This is a genomic window from Candidatus Enterococcus huntleyi (assembly GCF_009933175.1).
Classification (GTDB): domain Bacteria; phylum Bacillota; class Bacilli; order Lactobacillales; family Enterococcaceae; genus Enterococcus_K; species Enterococcus_K huntleyi.
Map to the genome: position 1 here is coordinate 131,308 of NZ_MAEJ01000007.1, position 13,315 is coordinate 144,622.

A 13,315-nucleotide genomic window follows, 5' to 3' on the forward strand; every position below is an offset into this window, starting at 1 on the left:
TTTCTTTACATATCCTTGCCAGATTGTAGAAATATTCATTTTCTTATATCACTTGTAACACAAAAAACACAAAGTTAAACGTCATTCTACAAATAATTCTCATCTATCTGCTTAAGTAAATCTATAGAGAGTATTTTCAGCTCATCCTTTGGATATTCCTCCACCGCAACTTTCTTACCTTGATACTCCGCCAATGCCAAAGCGATTAAAGGACCGTACTCGACCGATAATTTTTCAAGTCCCCAATTCCCACCGGCTTCCTTTGAAAGAACAACTTTTTCACTCGTGTAAGCCAGCACACGACATAAATTTAAAATTAAATACATGGGTTCCGTCTTACTATCAGCTAAGGCTTCTTTTACGTCACTAACAATACTCTCGCTATACCTATTTTCATCAACTAAACTGAAAACTTCGCTGATTGGTTGACCCGTCAATACTTTTCCATATAAAGTTGTTATTTTAATGTGCGCAACTAAATCAATATCCGTTCCCTTCATCTGTCTGATATACTGCATCGGATTATTCAAATATTCCTCCTGATGCATCGCCGAAAAATGAAAATCAAACGGAATCGGATACGTCAGATTCCGTGTCTTTTCCAGTTCAAGAACATGGAACTCTAGGCCTTTCTTCGGAGCAATCGGGTTTAATCTAGCCATCGTGTACTCCATCAATTCAAATTTCTCATCCTCAGTCAGCTGACGGTTAACAACAATCAAATAATCCAAATCACTAACTGCATACTTGTATGAGCCAAACGCATAGGAACCATGTAAATATATACCCACTAAGTTATCTCTCAGAATTTTTGAATACCCAATTTTCATCAGTTCCAGTAGTTCCCCCGTCCGATCAATCATTGTAATAGTTCACCTATCCTTCTTTTTTGCAAAATATATTCATACAATTCGACAAATAATTCATCTACTAATTTGTCATTTCACTTTTAAATCAAGTCAATCACTTATATAATAATTATAGGATATCATAAAGGAGGTTTTCAAATGACACTCATTATAACTGCAGGCTTTATTATAGCACTAGGACTATTATTTTTAATAATCGCCAGACAATTTCAACGCGGAAGATGGCTGCGCCTAATTGCAGGCAATACTTTCGGAGAGATTCCAAAAGACAAGCTACAGAAAGTCAGTAAACAGAGCAGCCATTGGATGTATTTCGCCTCTCTCTTCTCTATACTTATCGCACTAAGCCTATTAACTGAAAATAGGAAAATCCTCTATTTTTGCCTCATTCTAACGATAATAATCGGTGCTATCGGGATTAGTTATTCATTAGTCACGTGGCTAAAAAATGGTTGATTACTCATCACTTATCTAAAAATAGCTGAGTGTTTGGAGAAATCTCAATAGTTAACCTGATAAGAGACTATTTTCTACAAACAAGCTGTCCTACATTACGCCGCATATACTATCACATGAATTTCTAATTAATTATAGAACAAAATCAGGACCATCCAAGAGAAATAGTTTTCATCTCTCAGATGTTCCTGACTTTGACTTATCGGTCCTACTTGACACGGCCTCGCCCAAGAGATTATATGACACAAGCTTATACTCTCTGCTATGAGGAAAATTAGTTATCTCTTTTTTTGATTACCTTAAACCAAATGAATTGTATAATTGCAAGAATAGCAAAGGTAATAGCCACTACAGTTATAGAAGCAAATTTATTATCCGACGTGTTAACGGCTCCGCTCCCATCAACCTCTCTAAACCATAAAAACAAAATACCTATAATGAAAATCAATAACTCACAAACGCTAACTATCTTCCATAATTTCATATTTCCCCTCCTCTTAGCTGAGATACAATAACCAAAATAAGCCACTTTACCTCATATTTTAACCTCAACATACTGGTTACCATTTCTATAGTTTAATAATAACATAAGTTTTATTCGTATTTCCATCGGTCTCGAGTCTCAAATTCAATCGAATAACTATAGGTAATAGGAAAACTACAGGTAGTATGAAGCCTATCTATCTCTCTTCTTATATTCTATAGTTGTAAAAATTAAATGTTATAATTAAAAAAGTTGACTACTACGTTACGTCATACTCTATTATAAATTTATCGAGGTGATCCTAAATGAAAACAGTTAAAGAGATGTCAAAACTGACAGGTGTTTCAGTCCGTACTATACAATATTATGATAAGATTGGGCTACTTAAGCCTTCAGATAAAACAAAAGCAGGGTATCGTCTATACAGTGATAGTCAGTTATTTCAACTACAGCAGATTCTTTTTTATAAAGAAATAGGATTTACGCTAAAAGAAATAAAGGAACTCATTTCAGATGCACAATTTAATAGTAAAAAAGAGTTAGCTAAACAGAAAATTTTGTTGTCAGAGAAAAAAAGAAAAATTGAGCACATGATTACCCAAATAGACTTGTTATTAGAAGGAGAAATAACTATGGATTTTGAATCATATAAAAAAACATTAGCGACCAAAATCCCAGATGATAGTAGTAAAGAAGAAACTGAAGCAATTCTTAATGCCATCACTCCTCAACAATTCGATGTAATAAAACAAAGCTGGGGTATAGATAAATTTTGGGATTTTTTAAACCCTGACTCAACTTTTAGAAGTAATATGAACTCTTTTATGGATAGAGAAGCTAAACTTATCACTGAAATACTGAATACCTCCAATCAATTAGAGAAAAATCGATTGATTGCTGAATGGATGACACTGGTTTCTAACTACACTGAAAAAGACCTTAAAACTGCGGTTACCAGTATGAAAGAAAGTTATAGATCAAGTCAACTAGCCATTAACTACGTAAATACTAAATTTGGCGATGACACTAACCAAGAATTATTTAACTTATTGAGTGATTATGAGAAGAGTCTAAAACAATAATCTGATATATTTAAATCATCAAAATAATCTACAGATATCCATCTATCTCTTAGATGATATAAGGACTCAAAATAGAGATAAGCTCTCCTACCAAATCTCTTAACACAAAGTGGCAAATAAATAGCTATCAGAATAAATTTATTCTGATAGCCCAATTGATGACTTGTAATTCAAGTTTGACAATGCAAAAATAATTTTTAGAAAGTGCCCTTTTGAGCCAGATTTTGGTGTTATTCAAAAAACAAAAAAGGCTGCAGTGTTCTGTTCAAAACACTAAAAATACCGGCGGTCGGGGTCGAACCGGCACGCCCTCGCGGGTACTGGTTTTTGAGTAGGACCTGCATAGTACGTTTGAGGCTGTTTAGCCTAATTCAAAAGGGTTTTTATATGTTTTAAATAGCTTGAATTTGCTTGAATTGTGAGATATTGGCATGTTTTTGGCATACTGGTTTTCTGAATTACGAATCGGAATATCAGTTATTTAATAGCTATCATAAACTAAATGATTACAGCTAACCAATTTTATTTCCTGTATATCTCTCATATAAACTTCTCAATCGTTAATTTTATCTAACAAACAGGCTTCTTTTCTACTATAAGATTTCTCACCTTTAATAATTTTCACTGTCTTTCTTCTTCAGACCACTGCCCCCCTTCAATCTTTCCATCTCCGCTCATATAATAAAAACCACTATAAAGTAATCGGCCAAAGTATTCTGTTATTCTGTAATTAAATAATTCTTTTTCTCCACCAATTAACCAGATCAAAGCTAAATCATTGGACTCCAACCATTCGCATAACACATCTTTTCTTATTAAAGCTTTGCTATTTTGGTTGAATCTAAGACTGGGATCAAAAAATACAGTCTCTTTATTTTTCGTCCATTCTGAAGGAATCTCCTGATTCTGTAAAAGTTTGAGATTATCAATTAACATTTTAGAGGGCATATAGAATTGCGTTCCTTCATTAGCCATATAGCTTTCCCCTCCAGTAGACCAAGAATACTCAAAAAGTGGAACATGATAATCGAAACCTCTTACCTCACTACAGCGATCAGGTATTCGCCAATCTTCAATATCAGAATATGAAGGATGCCAAGGATATTCTCCAATATATTTCTGACTCCCTGTATCTGGAATGTAGATGATATCAGGAGATTGAAGACTTCCTAACATTTTAACAGCTCTTTCAACAACCTTAAGGTCTTCTCTTTTTATTATACAAGAATTTACTCTGTACCAAACAGTTGGCTCAGCCAATTGCTTTTTATTTGTAATTGCATTAAGTTTCCAACTTTGAAACTCAAACAATGAAAGCCACTCAAACTTTGTTTCGGGCTCCACATACTGAAAACAAGATACTAGCTGAGGCAGGCTTTCTTTATCCAACAACCATTTCTTTTGACTGCTTAAATCAAATTCAGGGAATGAATTATACTTGGTAGCCATCCACCATGAATTATTATTTTTGATCTTATCCTCTGCGCTTCTAGCCTTTAACCAAAATGTTGGATCAACCTCTCTCAAATTAAGCTGCCATGGACCAAAAAATTTGCTGTCATCAACATCAGAGTAGCCTCTATCAATAAAAATAAGGTTATCTGAGAATTTGGCTAATAATTCGCGATATGCAATCCATTGATATTTTTTCCCAATCCTTTCTGGTTTTACCTTTGGATAATGGTTATATTCGTTGCAACACCTATCTTCAAAATCACCAAACAACTCTTTTGACCAGCCTAACTCATAAGCTCTTTTGACTATCCATTTTCTCGCCCATTCATCATTAAATTTAGCCGGTCTAGCTGAATCCGAAAATGAATGAATCCATTTAAAAAACTCTTTTTTCTCATTTGGAAGACTTTCTAAGACTTTCTCAAAAAGTATTTGAATATCTTCATCTGTATACAATGGAATTTCAAAATCATTAAGTTCTTCATATATTTCGTCCATATCTGGTACATCATCAATAATCACTACATCTTCAACAACTAATACACGATCTTCTAAGTTTCTTTTTTTCAACAACTGTTTAAGTTGATCTACATTGACTTCACTCTTTGATTTCTTCCAACTCAAATATTCCAAGTACTCTTTTCCTATTTCAACATCTAAACTTCCTACAAACTCATTTATCAGATCATCATAGCTTTTAGGAACTTTTTGGGACTTCAACTCTGTATAAGACCAATCATCAACTGCCCTCATCGTATATTTTCCAAAATCATTAAGAAATCCAAGGACCGAAGCCTTTATTTTAGAATGATCTTCATCCAGATCATCAATTTCCGTATCACTTGGTATTATCAAAGGCCAAGTACTCTGATATGGAGGCCTAATGTGTTCTATATTTTCTGTATATATTTTTCTATAGTAAGCATACTCATATATTCCTCGAACATAATCTCGAAGTAGAATATCAGGATGCTCTCCTTCCATAACACTAGTCCAAGATATTTCATCAATAATTTTTTCGATTATCTCCTTATTGTCTATTTTGACAATTGCTCCATATATTGCAGCATATAAGCTAGATACTAGATAGTTATCATCAATTTCTGAAAACTGCTTAATAAATTCTGGTATTTTCTCTTTAATCAGATAAAAAATTTTTGATAAAGCTTTTGTTGCTTGCTGTCTAGTCATTCTGCTTGTAGTCGTCGTTAGCCAGACTAAGGTTACTCCAGCTAAATAAAGTCGCTCCGAATCAACATCAATTAATGAAGTTTCCAAAACCCAATTTAAAATTGTCCTTATCGGACTTTCCAGGTAGTCATCCTCTTCTTCATAGTCACTTACGCCAACGTAAGTAGACCAGAAAGAATCTCGTTCAGGTAAATTTTTTTCTCGTAAGTTTTTATCAAGAAGTTTTGCATTCCACGGATGATCAGGCTCTGTTGATAAGGATATGAGTATATCTAAAGCATCTGAACGATATCCAAGTCCGCCTAATTCATTTAATAGTTCTAGACTTCTATCAGAGATGCTTTCAATAGTTCGAGAATTTATTATTGACTGGAATGTATTTTCTAAATACCAATTTTTATCCCAATAATCCTCCTCATTTATTATCACAAAATCAATTAGCTCACAGCTAAATCGTTCCGGTATTTCTATCGCTAAAGCTTGTATGATTCCTAAGTTTTCATACCTAGAAATTAAAAGCTTCCCTATCTCTCCCTCTTCAGCAAAAGCATTTCTTAATTCATCTTCAGTAGAATATTTTTCTAAAATTTGAATACTAATAAAATAATCACTGAAACGCTCATATGTGAATCGAATCACTTCAGATTTTTTACCAGAAGGGTTAAGTAAATAGTCCTTAGCTAACAATCCCTCTGAAATCAATAACTCTAGCAAAGGTAACTCACCTCTAGAATTGTCATAATTTCTAAAAATTGCATCTGCATCATTATATGATATTCCCCATAATTGATTTGGGTAAAGTGCCTCCGTAAATTCAATAATTGCATTACGAATTTGTGATTGACTAAAAATTAATTTTTTTTTCTGAACTATTGTCATCACCGAATCTAGATAATACTCAAAAGTTTTATTAAATCCTGACAAACCTTTAGGGAACTCAGTTTCATTATTCGCTTTCATTGTCTGGCAAATAATTTTAAGAAACAGAGGATTAGTAAACTCTTGAGATAAGAAGGGAACATTAGGAGTTGAAATCCCATTATTTATTAAATATTTTCGAGCCGCTTCAGATCGTTTTCCTTTGAAACCTTCATGGGTAATCTTAGGAATTTTTTTTAATAACTCTTCTGGAAAAATAAAATCTAAATATGAATCTCTACAACTAAGAACCACTCCAATAAATTCAAATTTTCTACATTGATTTAGAAAATCAATCAGGTGGCTATTCCAAGAATCACGATGCTGTCCTTCATTAATTGCATCAATAACAATTAAAACACGTGAATTACAAGTTTCTCCTAAAGTATTAATCACTGAAAGTATTTCCAAAGATGACATTTCTCTGAAACCTAAACTTTTAGCTAAAAATTGAATTGGATTATCCCCCATGTAATGCTGGCCTAATAAAAATAAAGTTGGTAAATTTTCTTTAAGCCTTTTAATAGATATATCGCATAATAAATGAGATTTTCCACTTCCAGCCTTTCCTGTAATTAATAAGTTTTTTTCTTTTCCAGAAATAAAAAGTGGGCTTTCAATATATTCTTTGAAGTCTTTAATTTTATTAGTAATAGTTCTAACTTCATAATTAAGAGAATCAATCTCTTCTTTATTTTTTTTATCGACTGTCTCAATTCTATAGATATCACTATTTAGATTATTCAATTTTTCTATAAGGTGGTTTAGATTATCCACAATGATTTCATGATTTATAAAAATGACTTCATCATTCTCATCAAAGTCTCTAATTATTGTATTGACAGTATGCGATAATTTTATAATATTATTTAACTCATCTTGAAAATCATTTGAAAATTTATTTCTCTTTAGATTCTCAATTTCATTGACAGCATCATCAAACTTTGAAATAGTTTCCCTAATTTCTTGAATCCATTCAGAATCCTTTCCAATGCAGTGGAATGATCCCTCAATACTTAAATCAACATTATTTTCAGTTGAATATCTCTCACCTAAAGATACTCTAGAGGAATCACAAATTTCTTTTACTGAATCTAAGGTAAGTATTGTTGAATTAAACCAATACTCTATCTTTCCTTTATGAAGATCATTCATTGAAAGAAGCTTATCAATTAACTCTGATTTTCCCCAATACACATATTCAATAGATCTACCGGCAGCCTCTTCACTACTATTCCATTTATTAACATATTCATTCCATTTGTCAAGCTCAGAAATTGTAGGTTTCCCTTTGTAAAGCTTACGACTATCAGTTAAATCTTTTGGAGCACATACATAATATTTTTTCATATTAGGATGTTTTTTCAAAGCAGTTTTAACCGATTTATCAATTTGTTCCCATTCAGAGTTTCCAAGAGAATTCAAAAAGTATTTTGCTTGCCAAGCGACTTCACTTTCATCCTTCAGTATCCAAAAATATTCAACTCCTCCATCTCCTCCAGAACCATCTTTATTTATAAATCTAGTTGCTCCTTCTATCTTTTCTCTACGAGCTATTTGACATACTATTTCTTCAAAACCATTGTGTTGACTACCTTCATGCTCTCTAATTTTAGAAAAATCTATATCTATCATTACACATTCTCCATCCCCCTGATTATTTTTCATCTTTTAACAGTTCAGTGTAAAATTAGTTTCTTTAAAATGGAAAAAATTAATTCATGTTACTTTCAATACTCCGATTTAACTTAACTCCATTTTCAAATAAAAATTCTTCAAATTCTTTCTTATTAACAGTCCAAACTTCAATTGTAACATCTTTATATCTCTCTGAACTAATGGTATGCATGTTCATTTGGCATCGTGAACACGTTTCTTGCTAGATCAAAATCAGTTTTCTGAAGTATCTTATGGAAAAATAAAGAAGGTATCATTCTCAGCAAACTAAGATAAATAATTGATCCATATACAGTATCAAATAATGATTCATCTGGATTATTTTCTCCTTCATATAGTCCGTAATATTGAATTAAACTTCCACGGCCGCATATTTTCCCAAAGATAAGTTCCCAAAATTATGATCTAAAAAATTGGGAAAGATAGAATATGTCAATGAAGCTACTATTTCCTCATTTTCAAGAAATTTAGTCCAAGTCAATCCAATTATCATTTTGTCAAAACCAACTTCTTTTAAAACAGTTTGATTCATATAGTCAATATCTGAATTTTCTTTCAAACAAGTAATTTGTAATCAAAGTAGCCACGGTCGACGACGTAAGTAGCTTCTGCTTTATCGACAAGAGCTTCAAATTGATTACGGTCATGCTCTGAAGCGTTAGTAATCGTAAAACTTTCGGGATATTGATGATCTTTATCCAAATAACAGAGATTCAGATGAAGCTTTATTCCTGCTTTTGTTTTCCGGAACTTTGCCCAAGGAAACCAAGCTTTATTTAGCGGAATCTTCGTTGAATAAATCAGCTGAAAACTTGTGGTTTTTGAACTAGGCGTTTGCTTTCCGACTCGTTGTACAAGCTGACAAAATATTTCCATCAAGACTTCTTGGCTCATTTCCGATGTTTTTCGCGAGACTGAACTGTGACACAACGAATCAATTCCAATTTCTTCACAGAGCCGCTTGTCCATGAAAGAGCGATCGATTTCACGAAAACTGGGTAGTTCTTCTTAAATGGAATGAAGAAGAATGCGCATCATTGTCTCGAAATCTAGTTTCTTTTTATAAGAATCGAAGTGTTCGATGGCTTCTTTTGATTTTTTTGGCAAATTTTTTAAATTTATTGCGGAAAACCATTTCTGAAATGAGGTTTTTGAATTATACTTATCCATGCTTTAGTCCTTTGTATTGGTCTTGGATATGTCATCCTCGATTAGTATAAAGGATTTTTTTGTACCTGAATAGCTCTAACTCAAGGTTTCATTAAAGAAGTCCTTTGCAACACTAGTGTAAAAAAATATATTTTACATCATGTTTACGATTTAATAAAAAGAGAGCTGCATAATATTGTATAGCTATTATTCTATCACTTGAATTTAGATCAATATCAAAGTATGGAGTCAAATATTCTAACAGATCGTAAATCTTGGCAAACGAAAATTCAGAATTACTTAGTTCGCTTTCTGATCTAATAGTTCTTTGTTGTATAGAATAAAATGAGAAGTCATTACTATTATATAAATATTCATGTATCTTGTCGTTAATATATGTTAAATCCATCTCAGCAATTTCTTCCAAATTTTTTACAGTTGGGAAAAAAATATTTCTTAATTCATTTTCTATTTCTTCATTCAAGCTCATATCTTGTAACTGAAAAGCAAATTTTTCAACAACTGTTTTCAATTCATTTCTATATACTTTATATGTCTCATTCCTTTTTTTATCTTCGAAATGTAGCAGTAGTCTAGCCTTTATATCATCTATAATAGAGTTTTCCACTATTTTTCCATCAGCATAATTTATAACTTCTACTTTGCTTGGATACCTTTCTTTCAAAGCAATAAATAGTTTTTCCAAGTATTCTCCGTCATTAGAAAATTTTTCTACCCCTTCAAAAATATCTTTTTTTTGGAAAAATTCTGTCTGTTTGTTTATCCAAATCTCAAACTCATTGGATATTAGATCTAGCCTTTTTATTGCAATTTTTGCAGCTTCTAGAATGTCCTTTTCAATGCTTACTGCTTCTCGCTCAGGTAAGTCTTTTCCTTGTTCCTTAATTACCATGTAAAAATCACCTGTTTTATCCTTATAATTGAAAAGAGGATTAAACGGGCGAACATCTTCACACCATTTAATATTCTCAATTCCAAATCCTTGATTTTCATATCTTGTCGTTTCCAAAGGATGTGCTAGAGTCAAACTTCTGATCCTTCTAAATTTCTCTATGGCGATATTCTTATCATTTTTTATCTTCATGATTTTAGATACTTGATCAACTGAATGAATAATGTGATCTGTCTTAATCACTAGTTCATAAAAGATACGAGTGCTATATCTTCTCTCTTTTTTCTCAGCTAGTTTATTCACTTCCTTAACGTTACGATTAATGTCTTGAATAGCATAATTTATGATCACAGCTGCAGTATTAATTTTTTCAGTATGATCAGTTATATTTAGTTTATTATATCTATTCATCTTTTCTAGATATATATCAAATGAATCTCTACTCAGTTTTTTACAATACATTACTTCACCCACTACTACTTTTTTTATTTGACCATTTTCATTATATCAGTTTAAATAGACTTTCTAAAACCCATATAGTATTATGTAAACAAAGAAATTCAACTATCTGACTCGTGTCAAAATCCTTATCGAAAGGATGATTGATGAGACAGTTAGAAAATCAAAAGATAAGAAAAATTGGATCATAGGCATTTCTGCTGGTTCTAATATAATTACAGGAAAGAGAAAGCAGATTGTCAGAAAGGGGTTTTCAACTAAAAAAGAAGCTGAGGAAGAAGAACAAAAGATCAATATCTATATTCTTAATGATGAGCCTGATTTTGACCATATCCGCATCTCCCCACTCTATGAACTGATGAAGAAAGAGGATAGTAGAAATCAACGTAAAGCCAGCTATATACAAACACAAGAATATAATTACAATCGACATATCAAGCCCTATTTTGAACATGCGATCATTGCTCAATTAACCTAGGAGCACATTGATGAATTTTGTGAGTCTTTACTAAAAAAGAACTGACGAATAATAGTATCAATAAAATTTTGATTCTACTCAAAAAAATACTAGATATGGCATTAAGAAAAAGATACATCAAAGATAACCCATGTACCCACCTTAGAGAATTGAAAACTGAAGCGAAGAAGATGGAGTTTTGGACTGTCCAAAAATTTATGAAATTCAAAGCTCTCTTTCACGCAGATGAATTAAATTTTCTATTATTCTTTACTGGAATGCGTTCTGGAGAATTGTCGGGATTGACCTAGGAAGATCTTGACTTCAATTGTTCAGAAATAAATGTAAATAAGACCTTAGTAAAACTTAAAGGCCATTGCATTTATAATGAACCAAAAACCACAGCTGGAAAAAGAAGAATTGTAGTGAACTTAAAATTAATGGAAGATTTGAGGAAATGGAAAGACCAACAAATGCCCTTACTAGAAGATCAACTGTTGGTAAAAGATTGGGATAAGATTCAAGTTTTTCAACAAGGCCCAGAACTACTTACTAAAGACCATGTACGAAAAAATATGAAGCCGTTCTACGAAGAGATTCTTCTATTGAAAAAATACGAATTCATGATTTCAGACATTCTCACGTTGCACTTCTTATCAAGAATAACGAAGATCCATATATAATTAAAAAACGAATTGGTCATGCATCAATTACAACCATTTATGATTTATATGGACATTTGTATCCAAGTAAGCAATTAAATACTGCTAGCCGACTGGATAACTTCTACTAGTATTTTGTTGATCTTCTACGTAGTTACTTGAGTTAAAGTGCCCATTTCAAACAAAAAAAATAGACCTATCAAACGTCTGAAAACGTTGATAGATCATGCAATACCGGCGGCCGGGGTCGAACCGGCACGCCCTCGCGGGCACTGGATTTTGAGTCCAGCGCGTCTGCCAATTCCGCCACGCCGGCATGATATAAATTTTTGTACTAAGGCGGTAACCGGATTTGAACCGGTGATGAAGGTTTTGCAGACCTCTGCCTTACCACTTGGCTATACCGCCATTATTGAATTAACTTAAAAACTGGGGTAGCTGGATTCGAACCAACGCATGAGGGAGTCAAAGTCCCTTGCCTTACCGCTTGGCTATACCCCAATGATACAAAGGCGACTGATGGGAATCGAACCCACGAATGCCGGAGCCACAATCCGGTGCGTTAACCACTTCGCCACAACCGCCGTAACAAAAAATTAAATGGCAGGGGTAGCAGGAATTGAACCCACACTAACGGTTTTGGAGACCGCTGTTCTACCTTTAAACTATACCCCTAAATGGAGGAAAGTGGATTCGAACCACTGAACCCTAAGGAACGGATTTACAGTCCGTCGCGTTTAGCCACTTCGCTATTCCTCCATAATGGCGCGGGACAGAATCGAACTGCCGACACATGGAGCTTCAATCCATTGCTCTACCAACTGAGCTACCGAGCCGTATTACGAAATTATAAAATACATTTTAGTTCAAAAATGGCGGTTCCGACGGGAATCGAACCCGCGATCTCCTGCGTGACAGGCAGGCATGTTAACCCCTACACCACGGAACCAAAATGATTCTATGGAGGTTAACGGGATCGAACCGCTGACATCCTGCTTGTAAGGCAGACGCTCTCCCAGCTGAGCTAAACCTCCATGTACAAATGACCCGTACGGGATTCGAACCCGTGTTACCGCCGTGAAAGGGCGGTGTCTTAACCGCTTGACCAACGGGCCGTAAAAGTTCATTACGGAGAGTAAGGGATTCGAACCCTTGAGACAGTGTAAACCATCTACATGATTTCCAATCATGCTCCTTCGGCCTCTCGGACAACTCTCCAGAGAATAAAAGAAGCTCAATACTCTTCTCAAAAATGAGAAACTCCGGCAGTAGGACTCGAACCTACGACATCATGATTAACAGTCATGCGCTACTACCAACTGAGCTATGCCGGAATGCTATAAGCGTGGCGACGTCCTACTCTCACAAGGGGAACCCCCTCACTACAATCGGCGCTAAGAAGCTTAACTTCTGTGTTCGGCATGGGAACAGGTGTATCCTTCTCGCTATCGCCACCACACTTAGGTGATGTTGTCTTATTGAGTTGTGCTTTCGCTCACTCAAAACTGGATTTGAAGTAATCAATTTAGTTTGTAACTCTCCG

Annotated in this window: 8 protein-coding genes, 12 tRNA genes, 1 rRNA gene and 1 pseudogene; 3 read left to right on the plus strand and 19 right to left on the minus strand. The window is 33.9% G+C overall.

Annotated elements, in window-relative coordinates; genetic code table 11:
* Nucleotides 1–86 precede the first annotated feature (86 nt).
* The gene (locus BAU15_RS05245; RefSeq protein ID WP_161841702.1) at nucleotides 87–863 is read right to left on the minus strand and encodes an aminoglycoside adenylyltransferase domain-containing protein; all 777 of its coding nucleotides are present in this window, start codon (nucleotides 861–863) and stop codon (nucleotides 87–89) included.
* Nucleotides 864–1,007: 144 nt separating this feature from the next.
* Between BAU15_RS05245 and BAU15_RS05250 the strand changes: the two genes are divergently transcribed.
* Entirely contained in the window at nucleotides 1,008–1,325 is a 318-nt protein-coding gene (locus tag BAU15_RS05250; RefSeq protein WP_161841703.1) for a hypothetical protein, read from the plus strand.
* 274 nt (nucleotides 1,326–1,599) lie between these two features.
* Here the strand turns inward: BAU15_RS05250 and BAU15_RS05255 are convergent, their stop codons facing one another.
* On the minus strand, nucleotides 1,600–1,809 hold the full coding sequence (locus BAU15_RS05255) for a DUF3923 family protein (protein WP_161841704.1): 210 nt from the start codon (nucleotides 1,807–1,809) through the stop codon (nucleotides 1,600–1,602).
* A 305-nt stretch (nucleotides 1,810–2,114) separates the two neighbouring features.
* Between BAU15_RS05255 and BAU15_RS05260 the strand changes: the two genes are divergently transcribed.
* Nucleotides 2,115–2,891 (plus strand): MerR family transcriptional regulator, encoded by a 777-nt coding sequence (locus BAU15_RS05260; RefSeq protein WP_161841705.1) that lies wholly within the window; start codon nucleotides 2,115–2,117, stop codon nucleotides 2,889–2,891.
* 621 nt (nucleotides 2,892–3,512) lie between these two features.
* Here BAU15_RS05260 and BAU15_RS05265 read toward each other — a convergent pair.
* From BAU15_RS05265 to BAU15_RS05280, 4 genes are all read right to left on the minus strand, one after another.
* Complete coding sequence (locus BAU15_RS05265; protein ID WP_161841706.1) at nucleotides 3,513–8,123, minus strand: NACHT domain-containing protein; 4,611 nt, start codon at nucleotides 8,121–8,123, stop codon at nucleotides 3,513–3,515.
* A 361-nt stretch (nucleotides 8,124–8,484) separates the two neighbouring features.
* A complete protein-coding gene (locus BAU15_RS05270) occupies nucleotides 8,485–8,664 on the minus strand; it encodes a hypothetical protein (RefSeq protein WP_161841707.1) in 180 nt (59 codons plus the stop codon).
* A gap of 23 nt (nucleotides 8,665–8,687) precedes the next feature.
* Nucleotides 8,688–9,026 carry a transposase gene (locus BAU15_RS15675; protein WP_237580135.1) on the minus strand — a complete coding sequence of 113 codons (339 nt, stop codon included), beginning with the start codon at nucleotides 9,024–9,026 and terminating at the stop codon, nucleotides 8,688–8,690.
* A gap of 388 nt (nucleotides 9,027–9,414) precedes the next feature.
* The gene (locus tag BAU15_RS05280; protein ID WP_161841708.1) at nucleotides 9,415–10,668 is read right to left on the minus strand and encodes a hypothetical protein; all 1,254 of its coding nucleotides are present in this window, start codon (nucleotides 10,666–10,668) and stop codon (nucleotides 9,415–9,417) included.
* Between the two features lie 124 nt (nucleotides 10,669–10,792).
* Here BAU15_RS05280 and BAU15_RS15945 point away from each other — a divergent pair.
* Nucleotides 10,793–11,903 (plus strand): annotated as a pseudogene (locus BAU15_RS15945) (tyrosine-type recombinase/integrase).
* 101 nt (nucleotides 11,904–12,004) lie between these two features.
* On the opposite strand, the gene BAU15_RS05290 reads toward BAU15_RS15945, so the two are convergent.
* The 13 genes from BAU15_RS05290 to rrf form a co-directional block, all read right to left on the minus strand.
* A tRNA-Leu gene (locus BAU15_RS05290) sits at nucleotides 12,005–12,088 on the minus strand.
* Nucleotides 12,089–12,109: 21 nt separating this feature from the next.
* Nucleotides 12,110–12,180: transfer RNA gene (locus BAU15_RS05295), tRNA-Cys, on the minus strand.
* A 21-nt stretch (nucleotides 12,181–12,201) separates the two neighbouring features.
* Nucleotides 12,202–12,273: transfer RNA gene (locus BAU15_RS05300), tRNA-Gln, on the minus strand.
* A 10-nt stretch (nucleotides 12,274–12,283) separates the two neighbouring features.
* Nucleotides 12,284–12,356: transfer RNA gene (locus tag BAU15_RS05305), tRNA-His, on the minus strand.
* 17 nt (nucleotides 12,357–12,373) lie between these two features.
* Nucleotides 12,374–12,447 (minus strand) — tRNA-Trp (locus tag BAU15_RS05310).
* Between the two features lie 3 nt (nucleotides 12,448–12,450).
* Nucleotides 12,451–12,531 (minus strand) — tRNA-Tyr (locus BAU15_RS05315).
* Nucleotides 12,532–12,535: 4 nt separating this feature from the next.
* Nucleotides 12,536–12,608: transfer RNA gene (locus BAU15_RS05320), tRNA-Phe, on the minus strand.
* Nucleotides 12,609–12,645: 37 nt separating this feature from the next.
* Nucleotides 12,646–12,721: transfer RNA gene (locus BAU15_RS05325), tRNA-Asp, on the minus strand.
* Between the two features lie 12 nt (nucleotides 12,722–12,733).
* A tRNA-Val gene (locus BAU15_RS05330) sits at nucleotides 12,734–12,806 on the minus strand.
* Between the two features lie 9 nt (nucleotides 12,807–12,815).
* A tRNA-Glu gene (locus BAU15_RS05335) sits at nucleotides 12,816–12,887 on the minus strand.
* 14 nt (nucleotides 12,888–12,901) lie between these two features.
* Nucleotides 12,902–12,990 (minus strand) — tRNA-Ser (locus BAU15_RS05340).
* 42 nt (nucleotides 12,991–13,032) lie between these two features.
* Nucleotides 13,033–13,106, minus strand: a tRNA-Asn gene (locus BAU15_RS05345).
* 9 nt (nucleotides 13,107–13,115) lie between these two features.
* Nucleotides 13,116–13,231, minus strand: a 5S ribosomal RNA gene (rrf, locus tag BAU15_RS05350).
* Nucleotides 13,232–13,315 lie beyond the last annotated feature (84 nt).